We start from the raw sequence: 16,607 nt of genomic DNA on the forward strand, positions 1-16,607 counted from the left end.
AAATGGGGGATTGATGACAAATTATCAAAATGAAAAAACTCAAAAAATAAAAATTACGCCGCTAGATGATACTCCTGATTGGACATTTGAATTGTTAGGGCAATACCAATACGAAATAGCTAGAGTTGCCGACTTTTATCGTTTAGATACCTATACCAATCAAATAGAAGTCATTACTGCAGAACAAATGATGGATGCTTATGCAAGCGTCGGCATGCCAATTGGTTATAGTCATTGGACATTTGGTAAGAAATTTATTCAAACTGAACAAAATTATAAACGTGGTCAAATGGGCTTAGCTTATGAAATTGTAATAAATTCAAGCCCATGTATATCTTACCTAATGGAAGAGAACACCTTAACTATGCAAGCTTTAGTCATGGCACATGCTTGTTATGGTCATAACTCATTTTTTAAAGGAAACTACTTATTTAAGTCTTGGACGGATGCTAGCTCTATCATCGATTACTTATTATTTGCAAAAAACTATATTGCACAATGCGAGCAAAAACACGGTATTAGTGAGGTTGAGGCAACGTTAGATGCTTGTCATGCATTAATGAGTCATGGCGTTGATAGGTACAAAAGACCACAAAAGATATCATTAGATGAAGAGCTTAAAAGGCAATCTGAGCGTGCCGAATATTTACAGTCCCAAGTAAACGCACTTTGGCGTACGGTGCCTAGGAAAGAACAAAAAGAAAATGAAAAAAAGTATCAATTCCCTAAAGAGCCTCAAGAAAACATTTTATACTTCATTGAAAAAAATGCCCCCTTGCTGAAGCCATGGCAAAGAGAAATAGTTCGAATTGTCAGAAAGATATCACAATACTTTTACCCTCAAAAACAAACTCAAGTAATGAATGAAGGCTGGGCGTGCTTTTGGCACTATACAATTTTGAACCATTTGTACGATGAGGGCTTAGTGACTGATAAGTTTATGTTAGAGTTTTTGCATAGTCATACTAATGTTGTCGCACAACCCGAATATAATAGTAAATATTATTCAGGCATAAACCCTTATGCATTAGGTTTTAATATGTTCATTGATCTCAGACGCATCTGTGAACACCCAACAGCAGAAGATAAAGAGTACTTTCCAGAAATAGCAGGAAGTAATTGGGTTGATACTTTGCATTTTGCTATGGAGAACTTCAAAGATGAAAGTTTTATCAGTCAATATTTATCACCAAAACTAATACGGGACTTTAAACTGTTTCATATTCACGATGATAGTGACAATAACTATGTTGAAATTGGCGCAATTCATAACGAGCAAGGTTATAAGAAAGTTCGTCAAAACCTGGCAAATCAATATAACCTCAGTAATATTGAAGTTAATATTCAAATAATTGATGCAAATATTGATGGCGATAGGGCACTAACTCTGAGATATACACCACACAATGACGTAGAGCTTGGTGACTCAAAAGATGAAGTATTAAAACACTTACATTATTTATGGCACTTTGACGTTAAGATTGTTCAAGAAACTAAATCTGGAGAAGATAAAATCATTGCCAGCTGTCCACAAAAAAATAAAGACGACTAATGTCGTCTTTATTTTTCACTGAATATAATCTATTAGAGATTATATATTAATCTTCAGATAACTCTTTAAAGACATCGTCCTTAAGATCAGCCCACAATTTCCCTGATTCAATACCGTACTTACGTACAGCCAAAATAGCTTCATCGAATTGATTAGCTTTAGCAAGTTCTATTAACGATTGATAATAAGCTCTAGAGATCTCCCTGCCCTTAGGGTGAGCAAAATACAAACTACCAATGCGTGAATATAAACCTCTAAATCCATTAAGAATTAATAAATAAATAGAGTTATCTGAGGCGACTACTAATTCTTTATTTAATTCATAATCAAATTGTGCAAAGGCTTCACCCGTATCTTCTACATCTATATAAGCTTGCAGGCATTCAATGGCTTTTTCAGGGTTATTTTTTAATGCCCCTCGAATGTAAATAGCGCTAATATTAGTGCGCGCAGATAATAGGTTATCAACTAAGTCAGGAATTCCATCTTGATCCAATTGTGCCAATGTTTCCAAAATATTTAAACTAGAGGTTTCCCAAAAGTTATTTACCTTAGTCGGCTTACCATGTTTAATTGTTAACCAACCATCTCGAGCCAAACGTTGTAATACTTCTCTAAGCGTAGTTCGAGTTACCCCGATAAGTTCAGAGAGTTCTCGCTCAGCGGGTAATATAGAGCCTGGAGGAAAACCACCATTCCAAATAGATTCTACGATATATTGTTCCGCAAATCCTGCTGGGCTTTTAGCTTTTATGACCATTGACTATAGTTACCTAAATAAAGTGAATAAGGATAAATTTAACAACAGATTGTACCAGAAGTACATTTATGCACAAGCTCGATAAAGTTACAAGCAATTGAAATTTATAACTTGCCGTTAGCTTGTTATAAATCAAATTGATCACTGCTATCAATAAAATTAATACAATTCAATAGCATTCCTGTGTCATTCCGTAAAAAATTTGTTAGAATTAAAGTCGAATAATAATCGCTAAATTAGCATATAACTTTACATCCCATTTAGAGAATCACATGAAACCACTTGTATACGTTTTACTGGCGTTATCAGCAGTGCTTTTTCCAAGCATGGCTTTTGCTTCTGAGGCAGCACATCAAAGCATTGATTTGACCAGTCATTGGATTGGCTATACTGCCATAGCCATCTTTGTACTAGCTTATTCGCTCGTGATTTTAGAAGAGCAATTGCATTTAAGAAAATCTAAGCCAGTGCTACTCGCTGCTGGCCTGATTTGGATTTTAATCGCTGCGTATTACAGCGCGAATGGTATGCCACATGCTGCAGAAGTAGCAATTCGCCATAATTTCCTTGAATATGCCGAGCTATTCTTTTTCTTATTAGTTGCCATGACTTATATCAATGCCCTTTTAGAACGTGGTGTCTTTGATTCACTACGTGATTGGCTTGTACAAAAAGGCTTTAGTTATAAAGCATTGTTTTGGATCACTGGTATTTTAGCTTTCTTTATTTCTCCAATCGCTGATAACTTAACAACAGCATTAATTATGTGCGCTGTAGTCTTAGCTGTTGGCAAAGATGAACCTAAATTTATTGCCATGAGCTGTATTAATATTGTAGTAGGTGCTAATGCTGGTGGCGCCTTTAGCCCATTTGGTGATATTACGACCTTAATGGTTTGGCAAAAAGGTATTGTTCAGTTTACTGAATTCTTCGCGCTATTCTTACCATCTGTGGTTAACTTTCTTATCCCTGCATTTATTATGCAATTTTTCATACCTAAAGGTAACCCAAGTTCAGACTCAAACGAAATAACACCAATCAAAAAGGGTGGTTTAATCATCGTTGGTCTATTTATTTTAACCATTATTACTGCGGTATCTTTCCATAACTTCCTACACTTACCTCCTGTATTTGGCATGATGTTAGGTTTAGCTTATTTGAAATTCTTTGGTTACTACATTCGTATGTCTGGTCAAGGAGAGATCGATACCTCTGACTTACCTACCAGCCATAAAATTGAAGATAACTTTGATATCTTTGACAAAATAGCCAAAGCCGAGTGGGATACATTATTCTTCTTCTACGGTGTTATTTTAGCTGTTGGTGGTTTAGGTTTCCTTGGCTACCTTGGTATGGTTTCAGAGTTTATGTACGGTGAGTTAGGCGCTACTAATGCCAACATTTTAGTAGGTATTTTATCTGCTATTGTTGACAACATCCCGGTCATGTTTGCTGTATTAACTATGAACCCTGAGATGTCACACACCCAATGGCTGTTAGTTACATTGACCGCCGGTGTTGGTGGTAGTTTATTATCTGTTGGCTCAGCTGCTGGTGTTGCCCTAATGGGGCAAGCGAGAGGATATTATACTTTCTTTAGCCATTTAAAATGGATGCCAGTAATTGCTCTAGGTTATGCTGCTAGCATTTATGTGCATTTATTAATCAACTAAGTACAAGTATTAATTGTTTACATTAATAATGTAAACATACAAAAAGAAATGACCTATTAGCAATTTCTTTCTGGTACCCTTAAAAAGCTTCTATTCACGTAGAGGCTTTTTTTATAGAACTTTTTAAAGGAGCTTTTGTGAACTACTTAAGCAATCTAACGACAAAAAAACAAGCATGGTTACTGCTAGCATTTTCCGCATTAGGCTTGGAGCTATCCGCCTTATTTTTTCAATACATACTGGATTTAGCACCTTGTATCATGTGTGTATACCAGCGGCTTGCTATTTTAGCTATCTTCGCTGGTGGAGCTATTGGTACATTAGCTCCTCAGTATATGCTAGCTAGATTACTGGCTTATGTTTTGTGGGGTACTGGCGCAATTTGGGGGGGAATAATTGCCCTAGAGCATGTGGAAATGCAAGAGAATAGCGGCTCTCTCTTTTTTAGCTGTGAGTTCATTCCTAACTTCCCCGCTTGGGCGCCATTACATGAGTGGATTCCATTTTTGTTTGAAGCAACAGGAGATTGCGGCGAAATAAGCTGGCAGTTTTTAGGTTATAGCATGCCACAATGGATGATTATGGTTTATGCGCTATATACAATAGCCTTTGCTGTAATACTTATTAACCGTCTAGTTTGTGCGAAAAAACCCTAGCAGTGAACTAGCAATCGAAGTTATAAGAGAATATGCTAGCATTGATTGATAGTGTATTCTTTTCTTAGCTACGGGGCTTCAACGTTGCTGAAATTTTACCTACCTTTATTACCCTGTTTACTTGTAGCCCTCAATAGCTATTCAGTACTTGCCAGCGAACAGCCCAATAAATCCCCCAACTAAACACAATAAAACTAGGTATGTCTAATGCCTTGATCGGCCCAACTTCCGACTTAGGAATAGAACTGAGTAAGGGTGCAAATACCTACTTTAATCGCATGAATAAATTCGGCGGCATTCATAATAGGCTCATAACCATCATCAGCTTAGATGATGGTTATGAGCCCAAAAACACCGTGCGTAATACTAAAAACCTCATTGAGCAAGAAGTATTAGCACTCTTTAATTATGTTGGTACGCCAACCTCTCACGCGATATTACCTATATTAACTAAAAGCCAAGTCCCCTATCTCATGCCATTTACTGGCGCCGACTTTCTACGCAAACCTACTAGTAATAATATTTTTAATTTGCGTGCCAGTTATTACCAAGAGATGAAATCACAAATTGATTATTTAATAAACATACAAAATGTTAAAAAAAATTGCCTTAGTGATTCAAGCTGATGAATTTGGCTTAACGGCACAAAGAGCAGTTAATAAAATACTCACCAATAAGAAATTAACAGCGGCACTCACAACTCTTTACCGAAGGTAATACTAATGATTTGACGCATACATTAACGAAATTAGCTGCTCAACCGATTGATGCGATAATCTTTGTTGGTACCTATCAACCCTTCATACATTTGATAAATTTAGCTCACCATCAAGATTTAGACGTATTTTTCACCAGTTTTTCATTTATTGGTAGTCATAATTTACTATCGAAAATAACGGAATCGAGTAAAGTTATCCTAAGCGAAGTGATGTCTTCACCTAAAGACTGTGATTGGCAGCTATGCCAACAGTTTAGAATAGATATGAGAAATGAAGGTTATACAGAGTTAAATCGAATTCAACTTGAAGGTTACTTAAATGCCTTTGTTTTTGCTCAAGTAGCAACACAGTGTCAAAAAATCTTAAATCGACAATGTTTACTTATTCAGTTTTCAAAATTTAACTATCAAGATAACGCACTAAACATTAATTTCAACAACGAATATAACCAAGGCTTACAGCAAGTCTACTTTTCTTTTAGTAAAGCAATTAACAAAAAATATTAAAGTCTACCTTTACTCACTGACCATGTTTCAAAAACCGCAGCACTTATAACCAACAACCCGCCAATAATAGTTAATAAACCTGGGCGTTCATGCAATAGCAAGAATGCCAATACGCTGCCATATAATGGCTGCAAACAAGATATCAAGCCTGCAGTTGTCGCCGACAAATTTCGTAAACTCGAGGCAAATAGCGCATGAGGTGTTGCAGTAAAAACTACCCCCACCAACAACAGCAACATCCAATCACTTGTCGATACTTGTGTTGGTGGTATATCAACAAAAAGAAATAACATCAAACAAGCGACTAAGGTTTGATACAACATGGCATGCGGGCCAGAATAATGGGAGAAATAGTTTTTATGTAATACATTCCTTAAGGCAAAAAATACCGCCGAAAAAACACCGGTAATAATACCTAAGGTAATTTGATTGCCCAAACTTACTTCAGGTATTAATAACACTATGCCGACAATAACAACTAATGCCATCAGCATATCTTTTACTTTCGGCACACTTTTATTAAATAAAGGTTCAATAAAAACAGTAATGACAGGATAAGTAAAAAAGGCAATGATGCCAACAGTAACTCCTGCCATTTGCATAGCAGCAAAGTAGGTTACCCAGTGTATGCCAACCACAATCCCTAATAGGATGGCTATGCCGTAGTCCTGCCTAGTTGCTAAGGTTATTTGTTTCTTTTGCAACGTTAGTAATATAAAAAGTGCTAACGCCGCTATGCCAGTTCTATAGACTGTAATATCAAGAGCAGGTAGGCCAATGAGTTTAGAAAAAAGTGCTGTGCCACCGAAAAGAAAGACAGCAATATGTAAGAAGAGTAGGCTTTGCTGCTCACCTTTTATCATTGGGGAAGGTTGAAAGGTATTTTTCATTCAAACGGTCACATAATCAGTTTTAATCAAGGTCATTAAGCGGCCACATGACAATATGATCTTCAAAGTTTTCAATGCTGACTTCATTATCTTTGACTATTTTTCCTCTTACCGACATTCCCGCTTTATGCATTGCTGACTTTTTACCTTTATGTAACAAGGGGTGCCACGATGGCATACCTCGGCCCTCTTGTAAGCGGCGATAAGTACAGCTTGGCGGCATAAAAAATACTGCATCTATGTTTTCTTGTGTTAACCGCACACAATCAGGTACTAACGTAGTGCGCTGATCATATTTAGAACATTGACAAGACTTTTCATTGAGCAAGTGGCAAGCAATATTAGAATAAAATATATGCTCGCCCTCTTTTATATGATCGGTCGGCAAAAGTTCCGACTCGTCATCAGTATGCTCATCATCGATAAACTTATTAAGGCAGCACTTTGCACAACCATCGCATAATGACTCCCATTCGGGGCGAGTCATTTCAGCTAAGGTCTTAGTTTGCCAAAAAGGCTGTTCTTGCGTGTTGTTATCGATCATTTACTACTACTTTGTTTGTTAATTTACGTTAATTATTGATTTATTTTATAGGTGGAAATTTAATACGATCAGATAAATGGCCCACAGAGCTGACAAAATAATAGGATAAATTCCAGTGCATTAAACTCTTATAATTGTCATAGGCGAGATATACACGACCATTTTCATCATCAGGAAAAACGAGTGCTGCTTTAATATCAACATTAGGTAAGCTGGTGCCATCAGCGCGTCTTACACCAAGAGCTTGCCATTGGGCTAATGTTCTTTCAGTATCAGACCATGCTTTTAGCCAGTTTTTCCGACTACCCGTATTCTTTGGTATGGCTAAAGTGGTGTCAAAACCTTTAGGTAACTTAACCTGGCGACCCCAAGTTAACTCATCACTCCAACCTTCTTTTTGTAAATAATTTGCCATAGATGAAAAAACATCGGCTTGGTTTTGCCAGATATCCTTTTTACCGTCACCGTCACCATCAACTGCATAACCTAAAAAAGAGGTAGGCATAAACTGATTTTGTCCCATAGCTCCAGCCCAAGAGCCCTTCATATTTTCAATATTAATATGACCTTCATCTAGAATTGTCAATGCTGCCATTAATTGCTTTTTAAAAAAAATTTCCCGCCTACCTTCATAAGCTAATGTTGATAAAGCAGAAATTACATTGTAACCACCGGTAAATTTACCAAAGTTTGTCTCAAGTCCCCATAAGGCAACGATAAATCGCGGCTGAACTTGATACTTTTCACCAATCTGATTTAATAATACTTGGTGCTCTTTATACAAAGCTCTCGCTTTATCCACTTTCCACTTAGGTACCCGTTTTGGCAGATAAGTATCAAGTGTTTCGACATTTTCAGGTTGACTTCTATCAGCCTTAACCGCACGTTTATGAAATTTTACTTTAGCAAAACTTTCATCAATCAATACCTGACTGAAACCCTGTTTCAGTGCTTCAGCTTTAAGGGTTAGTACATACTCAGCAAAGCCTGCTTCGGTTAACTCTGTCTGAGCTGCCGTTGATTGCTTGGTTGAGCTAATAGCTAATAATGTCGATAGCACTGAGACTTTCAGAAATAATTTCATTAAAGCTCTCCTTGCTCATTTTTAGCATTCATAGCAGCTTTATGTTCTTTTAATAAATCTTCTTGTGGTGGTGGTAATTGTAAATAAAAACCTTGTTCATTAAGATTTTTTTTCACTTTATCTAAATCAGCCATCGCCAGTTTCTCTTTAGTCGCTAGATTAATTAAGGTAACCAATACGGGCGTACCAAAAGTTTTCATCAACCCGTCCGGGATTGAAGAAAAGTCATCACGCGTTTTAACAAAGAGGTAAGTTTGAGCTTTTCTGGGACTTTTATAAATAGCACATAGCATAATGGAGACCTATAGGTAATGAGTAAGAAGACTGAGTATTCAATATATCATGAGGCCAGAGTGAACCCCATAGTGACGCCATGAAATATTGTTAACGGAAATGTAAGTTTAGAAAGTGATTTACAACAAAAATAAAGATAATCGCCCTTTATTTATAGCCTTGTTTAGTAAACGCTAACAAGTCTTGACCAAACAGCTCATCACGCCAACTTGATAATAACTCGACCTTATTATCAATATTACGGGCACCATTAAGGTCAAATTGCCAGGTTAAGAATTGATTGATCTGCTTTTTTGAAGCTATATTTTCAATAGCTAAGCCATTCTGTTCACCTACGTTAACTAAGAAAGCTTTTACTTTTTTAAAAATTTGCTTGTAGCCTGGATATTCATCTAAGCGGTTAATTTTTTCAGGGTAGGTACTTATTCCTGCTTTATCTGCTTGGTTTAAAACCGCCAACATGGCTTTGCCTTTGTGGCGAATATCAAGTGCTTCGGCCCCTTCAAGGTTTAACATAGCACCAACACTTACAGGATTACTCTGCGCTAATGCCATCAAAGTATGATCTTTTGCAACAAAACCAATAGGTAAGTCGCGCTTTTGTGCTTGTTGAAAGCGCCAACTTGCTAAGTACTTTAAACTATTTAATTGCTTAGGATTTAAACGCCAACTCATCTTAATATTAAGATACATTTCACTTTCAACTACCGGGGTAAATTTTTTATCAATCATACTTTGCGTTTCCAACTTTGCGTAAGCTAAAAAGCCACTTTCAGTTAATTGCGCTAATAACTTAGGATAAAGAAAAAACAAATGCTCAACATCAGCACTGGCATAGGCTAATTGCTTGTCTGTTAATGGCCTTCTAATCCAGTCAGTTCGTGACTCAGACTTATCTAATTCGATATCAGTGAAATGTTTTACCATAGCCGCATAACCTAAAGATAAACCATGGCCCAAAAATGACATCATGATCTGACTATCAATTAAATTTATCGGTTGGCAGTTTCCTGCCGTCAAAAACACTTCTAAATCTTCTGAGCAGGCATGCAATACTTTGGTGATATTGGCATTAGTAAGTAATTGCCAAAAAGGGGATAAATCATCAATAGCAAGTGGATCAATAAGAGCTAACAGCTCACCATCACAAACCTGAAGCAGTCCTAACTTAGCATATAGAGTTCGAGTACGAACAAACTCGGTATCTATAGCTAATACTTTAGCTTTAGCTAGTTGTTCACATAAATTATTTAAACTTAACTGATCTTCAATTAATTGATAATGCATAATCTTTACTTCTACTACGGCTACTTATGACGACGACGAGTACTTTGCTGATGACGTTGTTGATGTTTTTTAACTGAACGACGAATTCGGCGACTTTTGGCATTATCCATGGCCTTTTCATCAACTTTAACTTTACTGTCTGATTCAGGTGTCAAATTCACTAATTTACGATAATAGTTAACTTCTTTTAAAGCCAACTCTCGCCACCCGCCCATAGGCAACTGACGCTGCATTTCCATATCACCGTAGCGCACACGAATAAGGCGGCTTACTTGTACTTCTTGGCTTTCCCATAAACGACGTACTTCACGATTACGCCCTTCAGATAAAACTACATGGAACCAATGATTTCGGCCTTCACCGCCGCGATATGTAATTTTTTGAAAGCGCGCTGGACCATCTTCCAACGTAACGCCTGCACGTAATCTTTGTAACATAGCCTCATTGATTTCACCAAAAACACGCACCGCATATTCACGTTCGACTTTTTGCGAAGGATGCATCAATCGGTTAGCTAATTCACCATCAGTGGTAAACAATAACATGCCTGAGGTATTAATATCTAAACGACCTACCGCAACCCAACGACCCGTTTCAAGTGGCGGAAGACGATCAAAAACCGTTGGTCTGCCTTCAGGGTCTTTACGGGTACACATTTCACCTTCAGGTTTGTTATATACAAGAACACGACAAATATCTTCATCTTGTGCGGTTAGCTTAACGTGATGGCCATCAAGCCTAATTTGCTCAGTACCAGTAATTCGATCACCCAAAAATGCGACTCTACCATCAATACTTACTCTACCTTCACTGATCATAGTTTCCATTTCACGACGGGAGCCTTTACCAGCGCGCGCTAATACTTTTTGAACTTTCTCTGAGTCAGTATGTGTCGCTTTTTGGAAGTTAACTTTCTCGACCTTTTCAGGTTCTTTTTTATGCTGACCTTTTTTACCTGCGCCTTTCTTAGCAATATTTTGCTTGCTTAAACCTTTTTTAGCGCTACCTTTTTTCTCTGTGCCTCGTGTACCATATTTTTTATCTATGGCTTCATCTTTTCGTTCTTGTTTTTTCTTGTCAACCGTCATTATCTTTTACTCTGTTACGTCAGTAGCAGCTCCCTAGTAGCTAACTTCTGGCTCATTTTCAGGTTCAACCACCTATGAAAGTGCAATTATTAACTTGCGCTTAACTCTAAGTTATTGAAATGGAGAAGGATCGCCCTCTCCTACGCGTAATATTTCAATATCGTCATTAGAAAAATCAATTACAGTGGTTGGGTGTTCCCCTAAATGCCCACCGTTGATAATAAGATCAACTTGATGCTCTAATAAATCTCGAATGTGTTCAGGATCATACTCAGCCATTTCTTGGCCAGGCATAATTAAACTGGTAGACATTATAGGCTCTGCCAGTTCAGTCAACAAGGCTTGTGCGATAGTATTATCAGGCACCCTAATGCCTATTGTTTTCTTTTTAGGGTTTAACAAGCGCTTAGGTACTTCTTTACTGCCTTTAAAAATAAAAGTATAAGCACCAGGAGTATTATTTTTGAGCAGGCGATAAGCACTGTTATCGACCCGCGTATATTCTGATAATTGTGATAAATCTTGACAAACTAAAGTAAAGTTATGATCTTTATTTATATCTCTAATACTACAAATACGTTCTAGTGCTTTTTTATCACCTAAGTGGCAACCTAAGGCATAACCTGAATCGGTAGGATAAACAATCACGCCACCTTTTTTGATGATTTCTGCCGCTTGTTTCATTAAACGACCCTGAGGGTTATCTGGGTGTACATAAAAAAACTGACTCATGAGACTTTCCTTACCTTTAAAACTTGTTTTTATTTATTGTTAAGTGCTTAGTATATTTATCAGCTGAAACAATTCGTTGTGACTTGCGTGTTTACTTTGATCAAAGATGTATTTGAGTATTTTGCTAATATTTATTGCCACTGCGCCCAAACAGGCTTAGCACCAACGGGCATAGTTAAGTTCCGTCCTAAATCGCTCCATTTATTAGGATAATGAAAATCAGATCCCATTGAAGAAAACAAATTGTACTCCTCACAATAAGCCAACATTTTTCGTCTTTGCTCTGGGTTCATCTGCGGTAAAACCACTTCTAAACCGTCACCAGCGACTTCGCTAAAGTGAACAATTAAGCGACGTAACCACTTAGCAGAGAGATCATACCTAATTGGGTGAGCCATAACTGCACTGCCGCCAGCTTGATGAATAGCTTGAACCGCTTCCTCAATACTGCACCAATTAGGTTTTACATATGCGCGCTGCCCTTTAGAGCCTTTTTTACCTATGTATTTATCAAAAGCTTGCTGCATGGTATTTACATGTCCTTGCTGATGAAGCACTTTAGCAAAATGAGCTCTGGTTATTGAGCCTTGACCGGCCATTTCTTTAGCATCAGCATAAACTGTTGAAAAACCACATTTTGCTAGTTTTTCTCCCATTGAAATAGCACGTTGCTCTCTTGCTTCTTGCTGCTTTACTATCAGTGCTTGTAAATCGCAATTCTCCTTGTCAATATTCAAACCAACAATATGAATTTCAAAACCTTGCCAAGCAGTTGATATTTCAATGCCAGTTATCAATTTAAGTGGAATTTTTTTCTCTTCAATATACTTTTGCGCTATATCAATACCAGCGACAGTATCGTGATCTGTAATGGCTAAAACATCAATTTGAAAGTTAGCAGCCCTATCTATCAAGCTTTGCGGAGACAAGCTACCATCAGAACAATTTGTATGGCTATGCAAGTCGATACGCTTATGGGCAAAACCTTCGGTTTTTACTATCTGATGAGGGAAATCAGTGGTTGACAGCAACGCCATAATAAGGTCTTCTATAGAGGTAAATCTTAGTATTAAGATAAGTTTACTGATAACGGGTAAGTAATGATACTCTTTCCTTTATTATTAATTGAAAATAAAAGAAGCTTAAAGTAAATACCGTACGGCTTCTCAAAGGCATATAGAAAGATGAATACAGCAATAAAAAACATAACATCAATTTGGTGGTGGCATAACTCGACATAATGGGTTGTGATAATTGCGTATATCTTTAAAAAGGTAAAACAAATTTCAAAAAACCCGCTCCTATTAGCGGGTTTTTCTCGTTAAAGCGTTAGAGAATTCATCGATTTGCAAGGGATTAAAATGAATAGAACAAAAACATGGTTTATTTGGTGGCTATTGCCCATTTATGCAGGCTGACCATTTTTATTTAAATAAACTCTATAGAAGTACTCAATATGACTAAAAACATACCAAATGAAATAAGCGGTTCATCTCTTATAGGGGTGAATACCATACGAGATAACACCTACTATCAAAGCGACCCGTTAAGTGTTTATCAATTATTATGTCATCAACAGCAGCATAATATTTTATTAGAATCTGCCGAGATTGATAAAAAACATTTATTAAAAAGCTTATTATTAACTGACGCTGCCTTAAAAATTGTGTGTGATGGCAATATCGTTACATTTTCCGCTTTATCTATTAATGGTGAAGCTGCGCTTAACTTCGCGACATCTCAGTTAGAAGATCATGCTCAAGTGATCGTCGCTGCTGATGGAAAATCATTTCAAGCCACATTCAATGAAGTTGCTAAAGACCTTGATGAAAAGGCTCGCTTAAGCGCAACAAATCAATTACACAGTTTACGATTATTTAATCAGCTCACTGATGATAACAGTCACCCTTTTTCAGTCTTTTTAGGTGGCGTATTTGCCTTTGATCTCATGGCAATAGCCGAAGAGTTACCCCCTGTAGATAATGGCGACAATAGCTGTCCTGATTTTGTTTATTATTTAGCTGAAACCTTAGTAATTATTGACCATGAATTACAAAGCACTGAAATTATTGGTAATGTTTTTTCATTCGATAACGCTGATAAAACTCACCAAAGCCAATTAGCTATAACGGCGCGAGTTGCTCAGATTAAAGAAGAACTATCCAGTTCTGTCAGTGCAGAACAAGTTTCACAATTCAGTCCGTCATTCGCTGATATTAATAATCAACAAAACTCAAATGATGAATTGCAAGTAGATATTAGTGACGAACGTTACTGTCAGATTGTAGAGCAATTAAAAGAAAACATTAAAGCGGGTGATATTTTTCAAGTTGTACCATCACGAACTTTTACTTTACCTTGTTTTGACTCCATCGGCGCTTATAAAGCTCTAAAAATTAGTAACCCAAGCCCGTACATGTTCTATTTAAAGGACAGTGACTTTTGTATTTTTGGCGCCTCTCCTGAATCCGCATTAAAATATCAAGCCAGCAATCGCCACGTAGAGATTTACCCTATAGCAGGAACGCGCCCTCGCGGTTTTGATAAGCAAGGTAATATTTCATTAGACCTAGATAGTCGTATTGAACTTGAGCTTAGGCAAGATAAAAAAGAATCTGCCGAACATATTATGCTGGTCGATTTAGCGCGAAATGATATTGCTAGGGTTTCACAACCGGGCACCCGTTATGTTGCTGATTTGCTCAAAGTAGATCGCTACTCTCATGTAATGCACTTAGTTTCTAGAGTTTGCGGTACTTTACAAACAGGTCTTGATGCGTTGCACGCTTATCAAGCTTGTATGAATATGGGCACGCTATCAGGCGCACCTAAAGTAAAAGCAACATCACTTATTCGAGAAGTTGAAGGTAAAAGACGCGGCAGTTATGGCGGCGCGGTAGGCTACTTAACTGGCACAGGTGAAATGGACACCTGTATAGTTATACGCTCAGCCTTTGTTAAAGACAATATTGCGCAAGTACAAGCTGGTGCGGGTGTTGTTTATGACTCAGACCCCATCAGTGAAGCCAATGAAACAAAGCAAAAAGCACAAGCAGTTATTAATGCTATTGCAGCTGCCAATGCTTCAGCAAAGGAGCAAGCCCATGACTAAATTATTTATGCTCGACAACTTAGATTCTTTTACCTATAACCTAGTCGATGAATTTCAATGTTTAGGCTTTGAGCCTAGTGTTTATCGAAATACTATCAATGCTGACTTTATTTTTGAAAAAATGCTCGAACACACGACAATGACTTCAGAGCCAGTATTATTGGTTCTTTCTCCTGGCCCAGGCGAACCGAAAAATGCGGGTTGCTTAATGGCACTTATTAAAAAATGTGCAGGGCGTATTCCGATGATGGGAATTTGTTTGGGTCATCAAGCCTTAATCGAGCATTATGGCGGTCGTGTCGACAGAGCTGAAGAAATTGTCCATGGTAAAGCCTCTAATATTACCCATACGGGTAGTGGTGCTTTTTTGAATATACAAAACCCGTTGCCTGTTGCGCGTTATCACTCTTTGGTAGGTAAAGATATCCCGAAAACATTGGAAGTCATCGCCGACTATAATGGCATGTGTATGGCCATTAGCCGTGAAAAGGATGCAGTTTTAGCTTTTCAATTTCACCCTGAGTCAATATTAACAACCTTCGGCGCCACCTTATTAGCGCAAAGCATTAAATATTTACTAGAGCTAGCGCCATCACTTAACCACAAAGTTACTGGAGTATAAAATGACTCATTCAAAAACAATTACCATGGCTGATACCAACACTATTTTACCTTTACTCGTTGATGGTCTTGATTTAAATCAAACACAAAGCCATGATTTTTTCCAGCAAGTTCTCCAAGGCAATATAACGCCAGCGTTAATGGCAAGTGTACTAACTGCACTGAAAATAAAAGGTGAAACACCACAAGAAATTGCTGGCGCTGCACTAGCTATTCGCTCTGCTGCGACATCATTTCCTCAGCGTACTAATAATGAGATAGTTGCTGATTGTGTTGGTACTGGCGGCGATGGTGCTAATACCATTAATATTTCAACCACCGCAGCAATTCTAGCGGCAGCTTGTGGTTTAAAAATGGCAAAACATGGGAATCGAAGTGTATCTAGTATGTCTGGCTCTGCTGATTTACTTGAAGCTTTTGGTGTTAATTTATCCATGTCTCCTACAACAGCAAATCACTGTTTAGAACAAACAAACTTATGTTTTTTATATGCCCCTGCTTACCACTCTGGTTTTAAACATGCGGCACCAGTACGTAAGGCAATGGGCATTCGTACCCTTTTTAATATTTTAGGGCCTCTGGTTAATCCAGCTAAACCCAATATAATGCTGCTTGGCGTATATACGCCAGAGTTACTAATGCCGATGGCACATGCGTTAACACTTACAGGTGTTAACCGCGCCTTTGTTGTTCATGGCAGCGGCTTAGATGAAATAGCCCTGCATGGCGAAACTCAAATTGTTGAAATTAATAACGGTGAACTAGTTGAGCGTACTATTTCGCCGCAAGATTTTGGCTTGAAAAATTACTCTCTTGATGATATTCAAGGCGGCACGCCAAAAGAAAATGCCAATATCATTAAAGCCATTTTATCAGGACAAGGCAAAGAGGCACACAATGCGGCGGTGATCATTAACTGCGCCGCATTACTGTATTTACACAATAAGGCTGACTCACTTACTCAAGCTGCACAATTAGCAAGTGAAGTACTTTCCTCCGGTAAAGCTTTAATAACGTTATCAACATTAGTAGAACTTTCTAATCAAGACTTCTCATCAAATTCAAGTGACAAAAAGGCTGAAAAATAGC

Annotated in this window: 17 protein-coding genes; 8 read left to right on the forward strand and 9 right to left on the reverse strand. The window is 37.7% G+C overall.

Annotated elements, in window-relative coordinates; all coding sequences use genetic code 11:
• The first annotated feature begins 13 nt into the window (after nt 1–13).
• Complete coding sequence (locus GAB14E_RS17845; RefSeq protein WP_052093484.1) at nt 14–1,552, forward strand: SpoVR family protein; 1,539 nt, start codon at nt 14–16, stop codon at nt 1,550–1,552.
• 46 nt (nt 1,553–1,598) lie between these two features.
• Here the strand turns inward: GAB14E_RS17845 and fadR are convergent, their stop codons facing one another.
• Complete coding sequence (gene fadR / locus GAB14E_RS17840; RefSeq protein WP_033081102.1) at nt 1,599–2,312, reverse strand: fatty acid metabolism transcriptional regulator FadR; 714 nt, start codon at nt 2,310–2,312, stop codon at nt 1,599–1,601.
• 272 nt (nt 2,313–2,584) lie between these two features.
• On the opposite strand from fadR, the gene nhaD reads away from it, so the two are divergent.
• From nhaD to GAB14E_RS25480, 4 genes are all read left to right on the forward strand, one after another.
• Nucleotides 2,585–3,985, forward strand: a complete 1,401-nt coding sequence (gene nhaD / locus GAB14E_RS17835; protein ID WP_033081103.1) for a sodium:proton antiporter NhaD — start codon at nt 2,585–2,587, stop codon at nt 3,983–3,985.
• A 137-nt stretch (nt 3,986–4,122) separates the two neighbouring features.
• Complete coding sequence (dsbB, locus tag GAB14E_RS17830) at nt 4,123–4,641, forward strand: disulfide bond formation protein DsbB (RefSeq protein ID WP_033081104.1); 519 nt, start codon at nt 4,123–4,125, stop codon at nt 4,639–4,641.
• Nucleotides 4,642–4,829: 188 nt separating this feature from the next.
• Nucleotides 4,830–5,267, forward strand: a complete 438-nt coding sequence (locus GAB14E_RS25475; RefSeq protein WP_269429105.1) for an ABC transporter substrate-binding protein — start codon at nt 4,830–4,832, stop codon at nt 5,265–5,267.
• 101 nt (nt 5,268–5,368) lie between these two features.
• On the forward strand, nt 5,369–5,866 hold the full coding sequence (locus tag GAB14E_RS25480; RefSeq protein WP_052093486.1) for a type 1 periplasmic-binding domain-containing protein: 498 nt from the start codon (nt 5,369–5,371) through the stop codon (nt 5,864–5,866).
• Here the strand turns inward: GAB14E_RS25480 and GAB14E_RS17825 are convergent.
• The 8 genes from GAB14E_RS17825 to rnm form a co-directional block, all read right to left on the reverse strand.
• Entirely contained in the window at nt 5,863–6,726 is an 864-nt protein-coding gene (locus GAB14E_RS17825) for a DMT family transporter (RefSeq protein ID WP_033081389.1), read from the reverse strand. The two genes, GAB14E_RS25480 and GAB14E_RS17825, sit on opposite strands and share 4 nt — an antisense overlap.
• 52 nt (nt 6,727–6,778) lie before the next feature.
• The gene (locus GAB14E_RS17820) at nt 6,779–7,300 is read right to left on the reverse strand and encodes a YcgN family cysteine cluster protein (protein WP_033081105.1); all 522 of its coding nucleotides are present in this window, start codon (nt 7,298–7,300) and stop codon (nt 6,779–6,781) included.
• A 40-nt stretch (nt 7,301–7,340) separates the two neighbouring features.
• The gene (locus GAB14E_RS17815) at nt 7,341–8,384 is read right to left on the reverse strand and encodes a lytic murein transglycosylase (RefSeq protein WP_033081106.1); all 1,044 of its coding nucleotides are present in this window, start codon (nt 8,382–8,384) and stop codon (nt 7,341–7,343) included.
• Nucleotides 8,384–8,677: a YcgL domain-containing protein gene (locus tag GAB14E_RS17810; protein ID WP_033081107.1), complete on the reverse strand. Its 294-nt coding sequence runs from the start codon at nt 8,675–8,677 to the stop codon at nt 8,384–8,386. Before GAB14E_RS17810 ends, GAB14E_RS17815 begins: the two co-directional genes overlap by 1 nt.
• A gap of 148 nt (nt 8,678–8,825) precedes the next feature.
• The gene (gene rnd, locus GAB14E_RS17805) at nt 8,826–9,965 is read right to left on the reverse strand and encodes a ribonuclease D (RefSeq protein ID WP_033081108.1); all 1,140 of its coding nucleotides are present in this window, start codon (nt 9,963–9,965) and stop codon (nt 8,826–8,828) included.
• A gap of 20 nt (nt 9,966–9,985) precedes the next feature.
• The gene (gene rluB / locus GAB14E_RS17800) at nt 9,986–11,053 is read right to left on the reverse strand and encodes a 23S rRNA pseudouridine(2605) synthase RluB (RefSeq protein ID WP_033081109.1); all 1,068 of its coding nucleotides are present in this window, start codon (nt 11,051–11,053) and stop codon (nt 9,986–9,988) included.
• Nucleotides 11,054–11,164: 111 nt separating this feature from the next.
• The gene (locus GAB14E_RS17795) at nt 11,165–11,785 is read right to left on the reverse strand and encodes an L-threonylcarbamoyladenylate synthase (RefSeq protein ID WP_033081110.1); all 621 of its coding nucleotides are present in this window, start codon (nt 11,783–11,785) and stop codon (nt 11,165–11,167) included.
• Between the two features lie 131 nt (nt 11,786–11,916).
• A complete protein-coding gene (gene rnm, locus GAB14E_RS17790; RefSeq protein WP_033081111.1) occupies nt 11,917–12,822 on the reverse strand; it encodes an RNase RNM in 906 nt (301 codons plus the stop codon).
• Between the two features lie 419 nt (nt 12,823–13,241).
• Here rnm and GAB14E_RS17785 point away from each other — a divergent pair, with 419 nt between their 5' ends.
• From GAB14E_RS17785 to trpD, 3 genes are read left to right on the forward strand one after another with little or no spacing between them, the layout of a single operon-like run.
• Nucleotides 13,242–14,897 (forward strand): anthranilate synthase component 1, encoded by a 1,656-nt coding sequence (locus GAB14E_RS17785; RefSeq protein WP_033081112.1) that lies wholly within the window; start codon nt 13,242–13,244, stop codon nt 14,895–14,897.
• On the forward strand, nt 14,890–15,519 hold the full coding sequence (locus GAB14E_RS17780; RefSeq protein ID WP_033081113.1) for an aminodeoxychorismate/anthranilate synthase component II: 630 nt from the start codon (nt 14,890–14,892) through the stop codon (nt 15,517–15,519). Before GAB14E_RS17785 ends, GAB14E_RS17780 begins: the two co-directional genes overlap by 8 nt.
• 1 nt (nt 15,520) lies before the next feature.
• A complete protein-coding gene (gene trpD, locus GAB14E_RS17775; protein WP_052093487.1) occupies nt 15,521–16,606 on the forward strand; it encodes an anthranilate phosphoribosyltransferase in 1,086 nt (361 codons plus the stop codon).
• Nucleotide 16,607 lies beyond the last annotated feature (1 nt).

The sequence above is a fragment of the Colwellia psychrerythraea genome (genome assembly GCF_000764185.1).
Lineage (GTDB): Bacteria > Pseudomonadota > Gammaproteobacteria > Enterobacterales > Alteromonadaceae > Colwellia > Colwellia psychrerythraea_B.

Bases quoted from the DNA above. Each gene is read 5' to 3' on its own strand.
- GAB14E_RS17815 (WP_033081106.1), bottom strand. From the start codon at position 8,384: ATGAAATTATTTCTGAAAGTCTCAGTGCTATCGACATTATTAGCTATT.
- trpD (WP_052093487.1), top strand. From the start codon at position 15,521: ATGACTCATTCAAAAACAATTACCATGGCTGATACCAACACTATTTTA.
- GAB14E_RS17845 (WP_052093484.1), top strand. From the start codon at position 14: ATGACAAATTATCAAAATGAAAAAACTCAAAAAATAAAAATTACGCCG.
- nhaD (WP_033081103.1), top strand. From the start codon at position 2,585: ATGAAACCACTTGTATACGTTTTACTGGCGTTATCAGCAGTGCTTTTT.
- GAB14E_RS17820 (WP_033081105.1), bottom strand. From the start codon at position 7,300: ATGATCGATAACAACACGCAAGAACAGCCTTTTTGGCAAACTAAGACC.
- rluB (WP_033081109.1), bottom strand. From the start codon at position 11,053: ATGACGGTTGACAAGAAAAAACAAGAACGAAAAGATGAAGCCATAGAT.
- GAB14E_RS17780 (WP_033081113.1), top strand. From the start codon at position 14,890: ATGACTAAATTATTTATGCTCGACAACTTAGATTCTTTTACCTATAAC.
- fadR (WP_033081102.1), bottom strand. From the start codon at position 2,312: ATGGTCATAAAAGCTAAAAGCCCAGCAGGATTTGCGGAACAATATATC.
- GAB14E_RS17785 (WP_033081112.1), top strand. From the start codon at position 13,242: ATGACTAAAAACATACCAAATGAAATAAGCGGTTCATCTCTTATAGGG.
- GAB14E_RS17795 (WP_033081110.1), bottom strand. From the start codon at position 11,785: ATGAGTCAGTTTTTTTATGTACACCCAGATAACCCTCAGGGTCGTTTA.
- rnd (WP_033081108.1), bottom strand. From the start codon at position 9,965: ATGCATTATCAATTAATTGAAGATCAGTTAAGTTTAAATAATTTATGT.
- GAB14E_RS17810 (WP_033081107.1), bottom strand. From the start codon at position 8,677: ATGCTATGTGCTATTTATAAAAGTCCCAGAAAAGCTCAAACTTACCTC.
- rnm (WP_033081111.1), bottom strand. From the start codon at position 12,822: ATGGCGTTGCTGTCAACCACTGATTTCCCTCATCAGATAGTAAAAACC.